At 69.1% G+C, this 14,369-nt stretch carries 12 protein-coding genes, 1 tRNA gene and 1 pseudogene; 8 read left to right on the top strand and 6 right to left on the bottom strand.

The genetic code is table 11. The features are described from left to right. Window positions 1-99: 99 nt before the first annotated feature. Entirely contained in the window at window positions 100-912 is an 813-nt protein-coding gene (locus CEF10_RS09930) for an alpha/beta hydrolase (RefSeq protein ID WP_157933000.1), read from the bottom strand. 403 nt (window positions 913-1,315) lie between these two features. Here CEF10_RS09930 and CEF10_RS09925 point away from each other — a divergent pair. The 8 genes and pseudogenes from CEF10_RS09925 to CEF10_RS09890 all read left to right on the top strand — a co-directional run. Beyond that, a pseudogene (locus CEF10_RS09925) lies at window positions 1,316-1,777 on the top strand (urocanate hydratase); the annotation flags it as partial. A 225-nt stretch (window positions 1,778-2,002) separates the two neighbouring features. Then, window positions 2,003-2,392 (top strand): hypothetical protein, encoded by a 390-nt coding sequence (locus CEF10_RS09920; protein ID WP_157932999.1) that lies wholly within the window; start codon window positions 2,003-2,005, stop codon window positions 2,390-2,392. Window positions 2,393-2,526: 134 nt separating this feature from the next. Continuing rightward, the gene (locus CEF10_RS09915) at window positions 2,527-2,814 is read left to right on the top strand and encodes a helix-turn-helix domain-containing protein (protein WP_101068081.1); all 288 of its coding nucleotides are present in this window, start codon (window positions 2,527-2,529) and stop codon (window positions 2,812-2,814) included. A 55-nt stretch (window positions 2,815-2,869) separates the two neighbouring features. Continuing rightward, window positions 2,870-3,487 (top strand): 2-hydroxychromene-2-carboxylate isomerase, encoded by a 618-nt coding sequence (locus tag CEF10_RS09910; RefSeq protein ID WP_101068018.1) that lies wholly within the window; start codon window positions 2,870-2,872, stop codon window positions 3,485-3,487. Window positions 3,488-3,853: 366 nt separating this feature from the next. Then, complete coding sequence (locus CEF10_RS09905; RefSeq protein ID WP_101068017.1) at window positions 3,854-4,756, top strand: aldo/keto reductase; 903 nt, start codon at window positions 3,854-3,856, stop codon at window positions 4,754-4,756. Continuing rightward, window positions 4,753-5,433 carry a DUF6064 family protein gene (locus CEF10_RS09900; RefSeq protein ID WP_101068016.1) on the top strand — a complete coding sequence of 227 codons (681 nt, stop codon included), beginning with the start codon at window positions 4,753-4,755 and terminating at the stop codon, window positions 5,431-5,433. The genes CEF10_RS09905 and CEF10_RS09900 overlap by 4 nt, the downstream gene beginning before the upstream one ends. Window positions 5,434-5,659: 226 nt before the next feature. After that, window positions 5,660-6,820, top strand: coding sequence for an efflux RND transporter periplasmic adaptor subunit (locus tag CEF10_RS09895; RefSeq protein ID WP_157932998.1), 1,161 nt, complete (start codon window positions 5,660-5,662; stop codon window positions 6,818-6,820). Further along, window positions 6,817-9,918 (top strand): efflux RND transporter permease subunit, encoded by a 3,102-nt coding sequence (locus CEF10_RS09890; protein WP_101068014.1) that lies wholly within the window; start codon window positions 6,817-6,819, stop codon window positions 9,916-9,918. The genes CEF10_RS09895 and CEF10_RS09890 overlap by 4 nt, the downstream gene beginning before the upstream one ends. Window positions 9,919-10,034: 116 nt before the next feature. Here CEF10_RS09890 and CEF10_RS09885 read toward each other — a convergent pair whose 3' ends face one another. The 5 genes from CEF10_RS09885 to CEF10_RS09865 all read right to left on the bottom strand — a co-directional run bounded on the left by CEF10_RS09885 (window position 10,035) and on the right by CEF10_RS09865 (window position 14,368). Beyond that, window positions 10,035-10,262: a DUF2478 domain-containing protein gene (locus CEF10_RS09885; protein WP_332870146.1), complete on the bottom strand. Its 228-nt coding sequence runs from the start codon at window positions 10,260-10,262 to the stop codon at window positions 10,035-10,037. 48 nt (window positions 10,263-10,310) lie between these two features. Further along, window positions 10,311-10,952 carry a hypothetical protein gene (locus CEF10_RS09880; RefSeq protein ID WP_157932997.1) on the bottom strand — a complete coding sequence of 214 codons (642 nt, stop codon included), beginning with the start codon at window positions 10,950-10,952 and terminating at the stop codon, window positions 10,311-10,313. A 90-nt stretch (window positions 10,953-11,042) separates the two neighbouring features. Continuing rightward, a tRNA-Ser gene (locus CEF10_RS09875) sits at window positions 11,043-11,132 on the bottom strand. 66 nt (window positions 11,133-11,198) lie between these two features. After that, window positions 11,199-11,918: an alanyl-tRNA editing protein gene (locus tag CEF10_RS09870; protein ID WP_101068012.1), complete on the bottom strand. Its 720-nt coding sequence runs from the start codon at window positions 11,916-11,918 to the stop codon at window positions 11,199-11,201. After that, window positions 11,915-14,368, bottom strand: a complete 2,454-nt coding sequence (locus tag CEF10_RS09865; RefSeq protein ID WP_101068080.1) for a DUF3772 domain-containing protein — start codon at window positions 14,366-14,368, stop codon at window positions 11,915-11,917. The genes CEF10_RS09870 and CEF10_RS09865 overlap by 4 nt, the downstream gene beginning before the upstream one ends. Between the last annotated feature and the right edge of the window lies 1 nt (window position 14,369).

Here is a 14,369-nt window from a genome sequence, read left to right as displayed (position 1 = left end):
CGGCGGTCGGGCTCATGTCATGTGTCGGGACGTGCCGGCCGGGATGGTCGCTGCTGCCCGGGTGCACCAAGGGCCCGGCCTCTTCGCCCTACCGAACGCTCACCTGTTCTCGATCCGTGACAGCGCATCCTTCATCGCGCGCCGGTACTGCGCGCGATCATAGATATCGTTGTGGCCGGCCCCGGCGATGACCCGGTCCACGACAAGTCTGCCCGCGGCCCTGCGAACGGGCTCGGTTCTGCGCGGCGGCACGATGCTGTCCGCCTCGGCCGCGATCACCGCCACCGGCGCCGTCACCGCCGTCAAGTCGGCGGCCACGTCCATGCGGTGCCGCAGCAGGAGACCGACAGGCAGCCACGGGTAGTGTTCGCGGGCCAGGGCCGTGAGCCTATCGAACGGGGTGACCAGGACCAGCCCCGCGATCGGGCGCGACCGGGCGAGGTGCGCGGCGGGTCCCGCCCCGAGGCTGAGACCGACGGCCACGATCCGGTCAGGCGCCAGCCCGGCGACGATTTCATCGTGGATCTCCGGCGCGTCGTTGAGGATTGCCTGCGCGGTGGGCCGGCCGGTGCTGGGCGCATAGCCGCGGTAGTGGAACGCGACGACGCCCCGGTCGGGGAAAACCGCGTGCAGGTGAAGCGCCAGGTCGTTCGCGTTCCACGCGTTGCCGCCGAAGCCGAGGACGAGGCTTGCCTCCTCCGGCGACGGGCCGTCGGCCGGCAGGTGTACACCGATCAGCGTGTCGCCGGACCCCACGTCGAGCGTGAGGCGCTCGGCCGTGGGCGGCAGCGCCGCGCCCGGGCCCACCATTCCTCTCGGGAACAGCAGCTTGCCCTGAAGCGCCCAGGCGAGGCCTGCCACGACGAGATAAAGGGCCAAGAGGCCTGCGGCGACCTTGAGAAACGGGAACATACGCCACTGTCCCGAATCGACGCCTGCGCCGCAAGACCGCATCGTCCACCCTTACGGTCCGCGCGCCGAGGTTGCGCACGTTCCCCACTTGCTAGCGCCCGCCACACATAAAGGGCCATTATCGAACACCCGGCTTGAAACGCCCGGGTCTGCCGGTGGCCCCGGGCTGCCGGCCCGGGTCGGTGTCGCGGAACACGCTGACGCAAGGCCTGCCTGCCTTTGGCGACGATTGCGAAATCCGGCAAGGACTGCCGGATCCCGATAGCGATCAGGCGATCACGGCACCGAAAAGCGGCACGATCTGCGCATTCCATCCGCTGCGGTTTGCCGTGGGCCCAATTGTGGAGGTATCCGCGTCTTCTGTCAGTCTCGCTTGACGGGTGGGCCAACCGCGACCCATTGCCTTGACGATCGAATCTGCTGGATCGGGCTGGGCGATCGTCACCGCGCCGGGCTCAAGTTCAACGAGATGGTGGCCAGCGGCGAGCTGAAAGCGCCGATCGTGATCGGCCGTGACCACCTCGACAGCGGATCCGTCGCCTCGCCCAACCGCGAGACCGAGGCGATGAGGGACGGCTCCGACGCGGTGAGCGACTGGCCGCTGCTCAACGCGCTGGTCAACACCGCCTCGGGGGCGACATGGGTCAGCCTGCACCACGGCGGCGGCGTCGGCATGGGTTTTTCCCAGCACGCCGGGGTCGTGGCCATCGCCGACGGCACGCCGGAGGCCGCCAGGCGGCTCGAACGCTTACTCTGGAACGACCCGGCCAGCGGCGTCTGGCGACATGCGGATGCGGGCAACGAGGAAGCCATCGACCGCGCGCGCGAACACGGCCTGCGCGTGCCGGGCATCCTCGGGACCTGAGGCGCTTGGGCGGGGTACGAGTGCGTTGCGGAGCGATCCCCGCGCGCGGCTCGGCGCGCTCGCGAAACCTCTCGCTTTCGGCAAGCCCGCCCGAGGCACCGAAATGGCTTGAACCACGACCCGCTTTGCGTGAGCCTGCCGGACATCGGCAGATCGCACCAGGACTGCCCGAGCAACACGCCGGGTCGGCAACAGGTCTTGGCGGCGAAACGAAGAGAGGACAAAATGCGGAAAATTCTATGCGCAGGCGGCATCGCAGCGAGCCTCGCCCTCGCGGCGCCCGCCGCGGCCGAGGTTCAATCATGGAACAAGCGTACCACGGTCGCCCCCGGGGAAACGGTCCAGATCCAGACGATGTACAACATCAACGAGAATACATGCGACTGGCAGAAGAACCCGCCGGTCCCCGAACTGCGGGGCACGCTGGATCACGGGACTTTGAAGGTGCGGAAGGCCAAGGCCGTGCCGCATCAATGCCCAGAGATCGAGATCGACGCGCATCTTGCCGACTATGTCGCAGGGAACACGCCCGGAACCGACAAGTTCACCATCTTCTGGCGCTCGACCGAGGGCAACCTGCACTTCCGCGTGCGTTATGTCGTGCAGGTGAAGTAGCGCCGCGACGTCAGCCCGCAAAGCCTCACGGCTCGCGGAGCGCCTCGCGGCCCTTGCAGAGCGGCTTGAGCAGGTATTGCAGCACCGTTTTCGCGCCCGTGTTATGTCAGGGGTCCGGGGTCATCAAATATGGCATGACGAAAGCCTTCGAAATCGACGCCTTGCACACCTTGGTGGCAGGCACAGAAGCAGGCAGCTTCGCCCGGGCGGCCGTTCAACTCGGCCGGTCGCACTCGGCGGTGTCGATGCGGCTCAAGAAGCTTGAGCAGCAAGCGAACACGCCATTGTTCCTGAGAAAGGGGCGCGGGCCGTCGGAGCTGCCGTCGCGCCCGAGACGGTGCGGCTCGACCGGCCGCCGCTTCCACGCTTGGAACTGCGGATGCTCGGCTCGCCGGACAACTCTCTGCCGGTGCGGGACGTGATGGCGGCACTGCACGGCGCGACATCCAGGCAGCTGGCCATGTCGGGAGCCATGGCATGACCATCCAGCGCCCCCGGATCGAGCTTTGGTTCGAATTCGCCAGCACGTATTCCTACCTCACGGTCATGCGCGCCGGGCCGCTGCTCGAACAGGCCGGGGTCGAACTGCTCTGGCGACCGTTCCTTCTGGGGCCGATATTCCAGGACAAGGGGATGCCGACATCCCCCTTCGTGATCGACCCGGTCAAGGGCGCCTACATGTGGCGCGACGTGGCGCGCCGGGCCGAACGATACGGGCTCGCCTTCCGGCGCCCGCCCAGCTTTCCCGCGAACGGCCTGTCGGCCGCGCGCATCATGACGGCCGCCCTGAACGAACCGTGGTGCGGGAACTTCGCGCGCGCGGTGTTTCGCGCGCAGTTCCAGCGGGGCGAGGACATTTCCGATCCCGGTGTGTTGGAAACGGCGATCACGGATTGCGGGCAGACCGCGACGCCCTGGCTGGAAAAGGCCACGACAGCGCCCGTCAAGGCACGGCTGCGGGAGCTGACGAACAAGGCGCGGGAACACGGAATTTTCGGCGCACCCAGTTTCGTGGTCAGCGGCGAGCTTTTCTGGGGAGATGACCGGCTGGAGGATGCAATTGAACATGCCACGCGCGCCAAGCCGTACCCTTGAGGGTCAATTGGTCCCGCGGCAACGGAAACCGGGGCGGGGATGTTTGCCGGAAACGACCGGCGCAGCAATCGACCGAACCCCGTCGAATGGCGGTTTCATGCGCGATACCTTCGAAACCGGGGTATTAGGTGCGCTTGGCCCCTCGCCTTGCCCATCGCCATGCCGGCCACTTTCAGTCGCCGGTGCACGCCGGTGTGGATGGCGTCCCCCCCCGGGGACCGATGACAAGGGTGTCGTTGCCGGTGTTTCGGGGGCGACGCACGCCTTCACGGTCCCGGGCTCAGAGCGCTACAATGCGCGCGGCGCCGATGCGCGCCGGGCCGGCCGGCGGCCCGGACAGGAACCGGCAGGAAGGAGGCAGACGGCATGACACTCACCCGACGGGCCACGATCCGGGGCGCCCTGGCCTCCATCGTCGTGCCCGGTGCCGCCCTCGCCGCGGACCCCACGCTGCGCACCATCCCCTCGAGCGGGGCACGCGTGCCCGCGGTGGGGCTGGGCAGCTGGATCACCTTCAACGTCGGCAACGACCCGGTCCTGCTGGACGCCTGTGCCGATGTCATCGCCGCCTTCGTCGACGAGGGCGGCGGCATGATCGATTCCTCGCCGATGTACGGCTCGTCGCAGGACACGATCGGCCACGGGCTGGAAAGGCTGGGATATCCCGGCACGGTTTTCGCCACCGACAAGGTCTGGACGAGCGCGGCCGACCGCGGCCCGGCCCAGATCGCACGGACGCGCGCGGCCTGGGGCGTGGACGGCTTCGACCTGTTGCAGGTGCACAACCTCGTCGCTTGGGAGGCGCACCTCGAGACGTTGTTCGAGATGAAGCAGGCCGGTCGGCTGGGCCACGTCGGCCTGACCACGTCGCACGGGCGGCGCCATGACCTTCTTGAACGGCTGATGCGCGACCACCCGTTGGATTTCGTGCAACTCACCTACAACCTGGCCGACCGCGCGGCGGAGGACCGGCTTCTGCCGCTGGCGCAAGAAAGGGGCATCGCCGTCATCGCGAACCGCCCGTTCCGGCGCGGCGCGCTGCCGCGCGCGCTGGAGGGGCGGCCGTTGCCCGATGTGGCCGCCGACCTCGGGGTGCGCACCTGGCCGCAGCTGCTGCTCAAGTTCATCATTTCACACCCGGCGCTGACGGTGGCCATTCCCGCCACCACGAAGGTCGCGCATGTGCGCGAAAACAAGGCGGCCGCGCGGGGGGCGTTGCCGGACGCGCGCATGCGCCGGCGCATCGTCGCCCACTTCGAAAACCTGTGACGGAGGCGTCGCTCGATTACGCGCTGTCCGACCTGCTGCTGTTTTCCGAGCGGGTCTACTGGCGGCTGTTCGTGCTTGAGAACGCGGCGCTGTGGCCCCTGCCCCTGATCGCGCCCGCCGCGATCGTCGCGGCGGTTCTGCTGCAGGTCCGCCGTCCCCCGACCGGCGTGCGCCTCCTGGCCGCGCTGCTCGCGCTGGGGTGGATATCGGTCGGGCTGAGTTTTGTCTGGTATCGGTACGCGCCCGTGAACTGGGCGATGGGTTACGTGGCACCCCTGTTCGCGGTGCAGGCCGCGCTTCTGACAGATCTGGCCGTGCGCGGACGCGTGCGCATGGCGCACAACCGCGTCCGCCGGGCGGCCGGGCGTGGCCTGGTCGTGGCGGCCGCGCTGGCCTACCCGGCCCTGTCGCTCGTCCAGGGCCGCGCGCTTGCCGGCGCAGAGGTGGCCGGGATCGCGCCCGATCCCACGGCTGCCGCGACGCTCGGCCTGGCGTTGCTGGCCCGCGACAGCTGGCGCGGACGGGCCGTGTGCGCGATCTCGCTTGCCTGGCTGGGTCAAAGCGCGCTGACGCTTTACGCCCTGGGCGGCCCGACCGCCATACCACCGGCACTGGCCATGCTGACGGCGCTGGCCGGGGTGATCGCGGACCGGGCACCCCCCGCCCGTTCGCGTTAGCGCCGCCACGACCTTTCGCCCGCCGAACCCGGCGCCGGCGGATCCCGCGCCGTTGACGGTGCCCGGAAACGCGCAACATTTGAGCCTGCGGCGTGCCCGGTTGCGTTTCGCGGTCGATTCCGGATTGCGGCCATGCCACGATCCGACGAAGATCGCGCCGCGAGTCCGCGCGCCGTTCCGCCGCGGTTTTCAACCGGATCTGTCAGGGCATGGCCCGGGAGGCCACGTGTCGAGACGCCAGGACGCAAACGGGCACGCAGAGCCCGCAGAGCCGCTGCGCTTCGAGGATGACCCGGGGGCGTCACACTCCGCGTGGATCGCTCTCGCGCTCGTCGGGCTGGTGGTGGGCTGGTTCGCAAGCGGGATGCTGATGCAGGACGACGCGCCGGGCACGCCGGCCAAGGCGCGTGAGAGCGCGCCGGTGCAGGTGGGTGTCGCGCCCTCGGCGGCCGAGACGGTCGCCGATGTCCTGGTGGTCGAGGGTCAGGCCATGCCCGACCGCAACACCGCGGTTCTGGCCGAGGCGCCCGGCAAGCTCGTCGAGGTGCCCGTGCGCAAGGGCGCGACGCTGCGCACCGGCGACATCATCGCGCGCCTGGACGCGACGGAGCGCGAGGCCGCCGTGCGCCGCGCCGAGGCCGAGGTTGACCGCGCGTCGCGCGCGTTCCGCAATGCCAAGACGCTGCTCGACCGCGGGGTCGGCACGGTTGACAGGGTCGCCAGCACGCGCGCCGCCTTGGCCGCCGCCGAAGCGCAGCTTGCCGCCGCCAAGGAGGCACTCGATGACACGACGATCCGCGCGCCCTTCGGCGGACGCCTCGAGGACCTCTCGATCAACGCCGGTGAATACGTGACGGCCGGCGCGTCGGTTGCGCGGATCGTGGACAACGCCCCGCTGACCGTGCGCGCGCGCGTCGCCCAGCAATCCGTGGAACAGGTCGGCGCCGGCCAGACGGCGCATGTCGCCTTCATCACCGGCGAGGAGCGGACCGGCACCGTGACCTTCGTGGGCGCGAATGCCGACCCGGGAACGCGCACCTTCCCGATGGAGGTGGAGGTCGCCAACGATGGCGGCAAGATCCCGTCGGGGGTGAGCGCTGAAATCCGGATCGAGACCGGCAAGACGAAGGCACACCGTGTCTCTCCGGCCCTTCTCGCGCTCGACGAGCGCGGCGCGCTCGGCCTCAAGACCGTCGATGACGACAACCGCGTGGCGTTCTACGAGGTCGATGTCATCAAGGCCGGCACGGACGGGGTCTGGGTGACCGGCCTGCCCGGGTCGGTGCGGATCATCACCGTCGGGCAAGGCTTCGTGCGCCGCGGCGAGCGGGTCGCCCCCCGCCCCGACGCGCGCGCCGGGCCCGCGAACGGCGCCGGGTCGCCATGAAGAGCCTGATCGACGCCGCCTTCTCGCGCAGCCGGGCGGTGCTGCTCGGCCTGGTGCTGCTGCTGGCCGTGGGGGCGGCGGCCTACCGCGGCATTCCCAAGGAGGCCGCGCCCGAGGTCCAGATCCCCGTCGCGATCGTGACCACCTCGCTCGAAGGGATCTCGCCGGCCGACAGCGAACGGCTGCTGATCCGCCCGCTGGAGGCCGAGCTCGCCGCGCTGGCGGGCCTCGACGAGATGACCGCGCAGGCCGGCGAGGGCTTCGCCTCGGTGGTGCTGGAGTTCGAGCCCGGCTCGGATGCCGAGGTCGCGCTGGACCGCGTGCGCGAGGCGGTCGACCGGGCCCGGAGCGAGCTGCCGTCGGATGCGCGCACCCCGGTGGTGCAGGAAATCAACACGGCGTTGTTCCCGGTACTGACGGCGGTGCTGTCCGGGCCGGTGCCCGAGCGCGCGCTGAACGGGATTGCCGACGATCTAAAGGCGCGGTTCGAGGCGCTCGAGGGCGTGCTGGAGGTCGATATCGCCGGCGCGCGCACCGAGGTGCTGGAGGTGCTGATCGACCCGACCGTCTTCGAGACATACGGCCTGTCCTTCGAGGAGCTGATCGCGCAGGTCGCCCGCAACAACCGGCTGATCGCCGCGGGCGCCATCGACACCCGCGCCGGACGCATCGTGCTCAAGGTGCCGGGGCTGATCGAGGATATCGACGACGTCATGGAGATGCCGCTGAAGGTCCGCGGCGATGCGGTCGTCACCTTCGGCGACGTCGCCGCGCTGCGCCGCAGTTACGAGGACCCGCAGGAATTCGCACGCTACGACGGACAGCCCGCGCTTGTGCTCGAGGTCACCAAACGGGTGGGTGCCAACATCATCGAGACGGTCGATGCCGTGCGGGCCGAGGCCGCGGCGGCCGCATCCGAATGGCCCGAGACGGTGCGCATCGCCTATCCCCAGGACCAGAGCACCGAGGTGGAGGACACGCTCAGCGAGCTCGAGACGAACGTGATCGCGGCCATCCTTCTGGTGATGATCGTCATCATCTGGGCGCTCGGCGTGCGCTCGGCGCTGCTCGTGGGGCTGGCCATCCCGGGCGCGTTCCTGTCTGGCGTGGCCGCGCTGTGGGCGATGGGGCACACGATGAACATCATCGTTCTGTTCTCGCTGATCCTCGTGGTGGGCATGCTGGTGGACGGCGCCATCGTCGTCGTGGAATACGCCGACCGCAAGCTGGAGGGCGCAGCGACCCCGCGGCAGGCCTACGCGGCCGCCGCCAAGCGGATGGCCTGGCCGATCATCGCGTCCGTGAGCACCACGCTGTCGGTCTTCGTGCCGCTGCTGTTCTGGAGCGGCGTGGTCGGGGAGTTCATGAAGTACCTGCCGATCACGGTCATCCTGACGCTGGCCGCGTCGCTCCTGATGGCGCTGGTCTTCGTGCCCGTCGTCGGCGGTGCGCTTGGGCGTCGGCGCCCGCAAACCGCGCATGCCAAGCGGGTGCTGCACGAATCCGAGCGCGGCGACCCCCGGCGCCTGCGGGGTGCGGCCGGCGTCTATGCCCGCTTTCTGGGGCGGGCGCTGTCGCGGCCGCTGACCGTCGTGCTGGTGTCCGTCGCGGCGCTTCTGGCCGCGCTCACCGCCTATGCCCAGCACGGCACCGGGATCGCTTTCTTCCCCGAGATCGAACCCGAGACACTGATCGTCGAGGTCCGCTCGCGCGACAACTCCTCGGTCTACGAACGCGACGACATCGTCCGACGCGTCGAGCGGCGGCTGGCAGGTCGGGAGGATGTCGAAAGCATCTATGCCCGCACCCTCCTGGGCGCCGAGGACGCCGAGGTGATCGGGCGCCTCACGCTGGAGCTGACGGAATGGGACACCCGCGCCCCGGCCAAGCGGATCGGGGAGGAAATCCGGACCGCCATGGCCGACATCGCGGGGATCGAGGTCCAGGTGCGCACGCCGAACATGGGGCCCACGCCCGGCAAGCCGGTGAACCTCGAACTGCGATCGGACGACGCGCAGGTGCGCGACGCCGCGGTCGAGGCCGTCCACGCCATGATGGACCGGATCGGCGGCTTCACCGACGTCACCGACACCCGCCCCCTTCCCGGCGTGGAGTGGCGCATCGACGTCGACCGGTCCGAGGCATCGCGCTTCGGCGCGGATGTCAGCCTGCTCGGGCAGGCCGTGCAGCTTCTCACGCAGGGCGTCGAGATCGCCGAGTACCGCCCCGAGGACGCCGACGCGCCGGTGCCGATCCGGGTGCGCTTCCCGGCGCCCGAGCGCACGCTGGCGGACCTCGGCGGCCTGCGCGTGCCGACGCGTGCCGGCCCCGTGCCCATCGGGAACTTCGTCCAACTGGAACCGGCCCCGCGCAGCGGCACGATACGCCGGGTCGACCAGACCCGCGCCGCGATCGTCGAGGCCGATGTCGCGCCCGGCCTTCTGGTCAACGACCAGGTCGCGGCCCTGCGCGCGGCGCTGGAGTCCGAGGGCCTGCCCGGCGAGGCGGCATGGTCGTTCAAGGGCCAGGCCGAAGAGCAGCAGGCGGCGATGGAATTCCTTGCAACCGCCTTCGTCGCGGCCATCGCCCTGATGTTCGCGATCATGCTGCTGCAGTTCAACAGCTACTACCAGGCGCTGGTCGTGTTCACCGCGATCGTGTTCTCGGTCACCGGCGTGCTTCTCGGCCTGCTGGTCACGGGGCGGCCCTTCGGCGTCGTCATGGGCGGGATCGGGATGATCGCGCTGGCCGGCGTGGTGGTCAACGACAACATCGTGCTGATCGACACCTACAACCGCCTGCGCGCGGCCGGCCAGGGCGCGCGCGAGGCGGCACTGCGCACAGGCGTGCTGCGCATGCGGCCGGTGATCCTGACCTCGGTGACGACCGGGCTGGGGCTGATGCCGATGGTGCTGGCGCTGACGGTGGATTTCTACAACCGCGACATCATCCACGGCGCGCCGTCGACACAGTGGTGGACCGAACTGTCGTCCGCGGTCGTGGGCGGTCTGGCCGTCTCCACGATCCTGACCCTCGTGGTGACACCCGCGCTTCTCGTTCTGGGTCCGGGCCAGCGCGCGGCGGCCGGCCCAACCTGAAGGGCGGACGCACAACTGTCCCCTTGCGCGCCTGGCGGACGACCCGTCGCCGTCCGGCCCCGGTTTGAGGGAGGGTCATCGGGTGGCAGGTTCCAGCCCTTAAGCGTCGAGGGCGTTCAGCGGTCTTGCGGAAAACCCAACCGCAGCCGCTCACCCCGGCGGGGCCGACCTTCGGTCGGCTCCATTTGCCAAGCCAAGCAGGATAATGCCCATTGATGCAATTCCTCCTGCTGCGGCGGCAACTCGACGGCCAGTCCAGCCGCGAAGGCTTGGAAGGCAGCTGCATTCAGGCTGTTCAGCCCGACCAGGACAGGAATACCCAGGGCAAGTGCATCCGCGATCACGGGGCGGACCCCCGCCTTCGGCTTCCAGCTTCCCGAACTTGTTCACAATCAGAATATCTGTACTTCCGGGGACCGCCTTGTCGTCAACGAGGGCAGGTAATCCTCGCGGAAACGCCGCGCCTTCTCAGGCGTGACGTCCTCAAGGCAGGCCACCCTGTCCTCATCACCAAGGAAATCCCTCAGATGACGCAGCGCCGTCTCGGCGTTCAAGATGGTCGTGCGCTGTAGCGGCTTATACCCACGACGGTTGCCCGGCTTTCGCTCCTCGAGGTACTGTGGAAACGCTTTCGAGATCGGGAAGCCCTTGCCGAACGCCACCTTGCCGAACCCTTGCAGCTTCTTGAGGGGAACCCCTCGACTCTCGGCTGCCTCGAGCCTGTCACCGAGAATGGACCCGACAGCGCCTTCATCGCTGCTGTCCTCGGCGACCATCTGACGCCATTCCAGGGCCTTCTCCAACGAGAAGTCATCTGCCCCATTGCCCGTGTCGGCGAGCTTCCTGATCTCACCTAGGGCCACGTCACGTCGCTTGCGTGCTTCAGGCAGGTGACGGGTCTTCAATCCGCGCCTGATCTCGCGGCCAAACGGCTTGCCGGTCCACGGGTTTTCCATTCCCACCAATTCCGGCGGCGTCACCATGCGGAACACCCAGCCGGTACCGGGGCCGCGCGGTTGAATCAGGTAGTGCATGTCCCCAGCCTCTTGCGTGTGGTCCATTCTGGACAACGGCTTGTTGGACATCGTCAGGATTTTTCTGCAAAATCAGTGACTTACCTGTCATGGCGGAGAGAGAGGGATTCGAACCCTCGAGACCCTTTCGGGCCTACACACTTTCCAGGCGTGCGCCTTCGACCACTCGGCCACCTCTCCGTGTCGGGGTATCTAGCGTTGCCGCCCCGGGATTTTCAAGGGGGAAATCGGCCGGAAATCGCCGTATCAGGCATCCAGGTGCAGGTAGACGCGGCGGTTCTGCCGGCCCTTCTTTTCCACCTTGCCCAGCCGCAGCCGGCCGATCTCGCCGGTTCGGGCGACATGGGTGCCGCCACAGGGCTGCAGGTCCACGGTCTGATCCCCCTTGCCGATGCGCACGAGACGGACCTGCCCTGCCCCGCGCGGCGGCGCGACGGACATCGTCTTGACCAGCGCGGGATTGGCCGCGAGCTCGGCGTCGGTGATCCAGTCCTCGGTCACCGGCAGGTCGAGGTCCACGAGCTCGTTGAGCTGCGCCTCGAGCGCGTCGCGGTCCTGCGGCGTATCGGCCATGTCGAAATCGAGCCGCCCCTTGCCCGCGCCGATCGACCCGCCGGTGACCGGCAGCGGGATCACCACCGACAGCAGGTGCAGCGCGGTGTGCACGCGCATGTGGAGACTGCGGCGGTCCCAGTCGAGCGTCTGCGTGACCGCTGTGCCCACCGCCGGCAGGGCCTGCGCCTCGGCCGGCACCAGCACGATCGCCCCGTCCTCGCCCTTGACCGTGGTGGCGACCTCCATCGCGCCGCCCGCCCAGGCGAGCGAACCGCAGTCGCCGGGCTGGCCGCCACCGGTGGGATAGAAACAGCTCCGGTCGAGCACCACCCCGCCCTCGGGCGTGTGGGCCTCTACCGTGGCCGCGGCCTCGGCAAGATGCGGGTCGTCGCGAAACAGCATCTCGGTCATGCGTCGCCTCCGTCTGCATCCGGGTCCGCCACGTCGGCCTCCTCGAGCGGCACGCGGGCCGGCTGATCGCCCGTGGGCGCGCGCGTTCCGCCCTCGGGCGTGCCACGCAACGTCTCGGGGTTGCGCAGCCAGATGTCCCGCTGCGGATAGGGGATCCCGATGCCCGCCTCGGCGAAACGGCGCGCGATCTCGTGGTTCATGTCGGACCTGACGTTCAGCACCCAGTTGATGTCGCGCAGGATCGCGCGGATCTCGAAGGTCAGCGCGCTGTCGCCGAAACCGGTCAGGATGACGTAGGGCGCAGGGTTGAGAAGCACCAGCGGGTGTGCCTCGGCCACCTCCTGCAGGATCGCTTCGACCTTGCCGGTGTCGCTGCCGTAGGCCACGCCGACCGGCACGATCAGGCGGCCCACCGTGTTGCCGCGGGTGTAGTTCGTCACCGTCCCGCTGATCAGGTCGGCGTTGGGCACGATCACGTCCGAGCGGTCGAAGGTCTCGATCCGGGTGGAGCGCACGCTGATGTCGCGCACGTAGCCGTGGGTGCCGCCGACCTCGATCCAGTCGCCCTCGGAGATCGGCCGCTCGATCAGCAGGATGATCCCCGAGACGAAGTTCGACACGATGTTCTGAAGGCCGAAACCGATGCCCACGGACAACGCACCGGCGACGATCGCGATCGAGCTCAGGTCGATCCCCGCGCTGGTGATGGCGATCACCGCCGCAAGGAATATGCCGACGTAGCCCACGCCCGAGACGATGGCCGTCTGGCCGCCCTGGTCGATGCGGGTCTTTGGCAGCACGGTGTTGCGCAGCGCGCCCTGCACCAGCCGGGTCAGCATGTAACCCAGCGCGAAGACAACGGCGAAGATCAGGAAGACCGTGGGCGAGATCCGCGTGCCGCCCACCGCGATGCCCTCGGTGAACCGGGTCCAGAGCTCGGTCAGGTCGGCGACCCGTGCCCCCCAGATCAGCGCGAAGGCCGGCATCGACAGCAACGCCAGGACGAACCCGCCCAGCACCGGGATGAGCGAATCCGCGGCACCGTCGGTGTCACCGCTGAGCAGCGCATAAACCTCGATCAGCATGCGCTGCAGCACCAGCAGGCCGGCCAACAGCATCAGCGACAGCAATGACGGCATGATCAGCGCCTTGGCCGCGGTCATGTAGCCCACGGCGGCCAGGCCCGGCGCGGCAATGCCGAGAATCACGAGCGCCCGGGCCAGAAGCCGGGCCATGCGCCCGCGGAACGTCTCGCCCGTGTCGTCCGCGGCGTCGTCGCGGCCGATCTGCAGCAGGATCCGCGCCAGACGCACCAGCAAAAGACCCGCCACCACGAGAACGGGAAACAGGATCACGTTCATCGCGGCCTGGGACCAGTCGGCGAAATCCGCGATCCCGTTCAGCACGCGGAACAGCGCGAACACGAAGCCAAGGGCCGTGCCGTAAAGCCGGCCGGCGTGGCGTTGCGCATCGTCGAGGTCCAGCGGCGGGCCACGCAGGTCGTGCGCGGGGAAGATCCGCAGCGCCAGCCAGCGTGCCAGCAGATAGACCGCCGCGGCCGGAACCAGCGCAGCCAGCAGCAGGTCACCCCGCAGCCCCACCAGCCCGCTGGCATAGATCGCCTCGACAACGGCATAAAGGCCCAGGAACGGCAGCAGGATGGTGCCCGTCGAAACGAGAAACGCCAGCAGCCAGCGGCCCGAGTGCGGCGGCCGGCGCAGGATCGCCCGGGTCAGCCGGTCGACCCAGCGGCGGCCGCGCGCCAGCAGAACGCCCCCGACCGCGAGCAGCAGCAATACCGCCGGCAGCGCCTCGTTGGTTTCGCCGCGCTGGACGGGGTTCGTCCAGGCCGCGACCACCTCGTTGCCGATGCCCCGAAGCGTGCCGAGCAGTGCCGAGACTCCGTCCGGCCAGTGCACCGGGTTCACCGGCGACGGTCCGAGTTCCAGCAGTTCCTCCGTCTGCCGGTCGCGGATGATCTGGTCGATTCCCTTGATCAGCCCGTCGGCGCGGCTGTGGGCGGAGTCCGCGCGCTTCACGGGCGCCCGCAATTCGGCGAGCCGTCGTTCGAGTTGTTCGCGCTGAAGCGCGATCTCCGGCGACTCGCCACCTTCCTCGGGTTTGGGCCCCAACGCCTCGAGCTGGCTCTGCACCGTCTCGATCGTGCTTTCATTGACATCGCGCGCGCCCGAGAACCTGTCGCGCCAGTTCACCAGTTCGGAGCGCAGCTCCTCGAGCGCAACGGTCGAGGCGCGGCCGGCCTCGATGGCCTCCTCGGCCCGGGTGGCCGTCTTTTCCCACTCCGTGTAGTCGATCTCGGAGCTGCCGGCCCCGGCGTTGTCCTCCTGCTGCTGCGCCTGTTGCGCCTGCACCCATAGCGGCGCACTTCCCGGCCCGAGCGGAACGAGCGCCGCGGCCAGCACAAGGGCAAGGAACAGCCGGAAAAGCATG

It is taken from the genome of Roseovarius salinarum (genome assembly GCF_002834145.1).
Lineage (GTDB): Bacteria > Pseudomonadota > Alphaproteobacteria > Rhodobacterales > Rhodobacteraceae > Roseovarius > Roseovarius salinarum.
This window is presented reverse-complemented; position numbering and strand designations above follow the sequence as displayed.

Excerpts from the sequence above, each read along its gene's own strand:
- CEF10_RS09910 (WP_101068018.1), top strand. The coding sequence starts at position 2,870 with ATGACCATCCAGCGCCCCCGGATCGAGCTTTGGTTCGAATTCGCCAGC.
- CEF10_RS09880 (WP_157932997.1), bottom strand. The coding sequence starts at position 10,952 with ATGCACTACCTGATTCAACCGCGCGGCCCCGGTACCGGCTGGGTGTTC.
- CEF10_RS09915 (WP_101068081.1), top strand. The coding sequence starts at position 2,527 with ATGACGAAAGCCTTCGAAATCGACGCCTTGCACACCTTGGTGGCAGGC.
- CEF10_RS09890 (WP_101068014.1), top strand. The coding sequence starts at position 6,817 with ATGAAGAGCCTGATCGACGCCGCCTTCTCGCGCAGCCGGGCGGTGCTG.
- CEF10_RS09930 (WP_157933000.1), bottom strand. The coding sequence starts at position 912 with ATGTTCCCGTTTCTCAAGGTCGCCGCAGGCCTCTTGGCCCTTTATCTC.
- CEF10_RS09905 (WP_101068017.1), top strand. The coding sequence starts at position 3,854 with ATGACACTCACCCGACGGGCCACGATCCGGGGCGCCCTGGCCTCCATC.
- CEF10_RS09920 (WP_157932999.1), top strand. The coding sequence starts at position 2,003 with ATGCGGAAAATTCTATGCGCAGGCGGCATCGCAGCGAGCCTCGCCCTC.
- CEF10_RS09870 (WP_101068012.1), bottom strand. The coding sequence starts at position 11,918 with ATGACCGAGATGCTGTTTCGCGACGACCCGCATCTTGCCGAGGCCGCG.
- CEF10_RS09865 (WP_101068080.1), bottom strand. The coding sequence starts at position 14,368 with ATGCTTTTCCGGCTGTTCCTTGCCCTTGTGCTGGCCGCGGCGCTCGTT.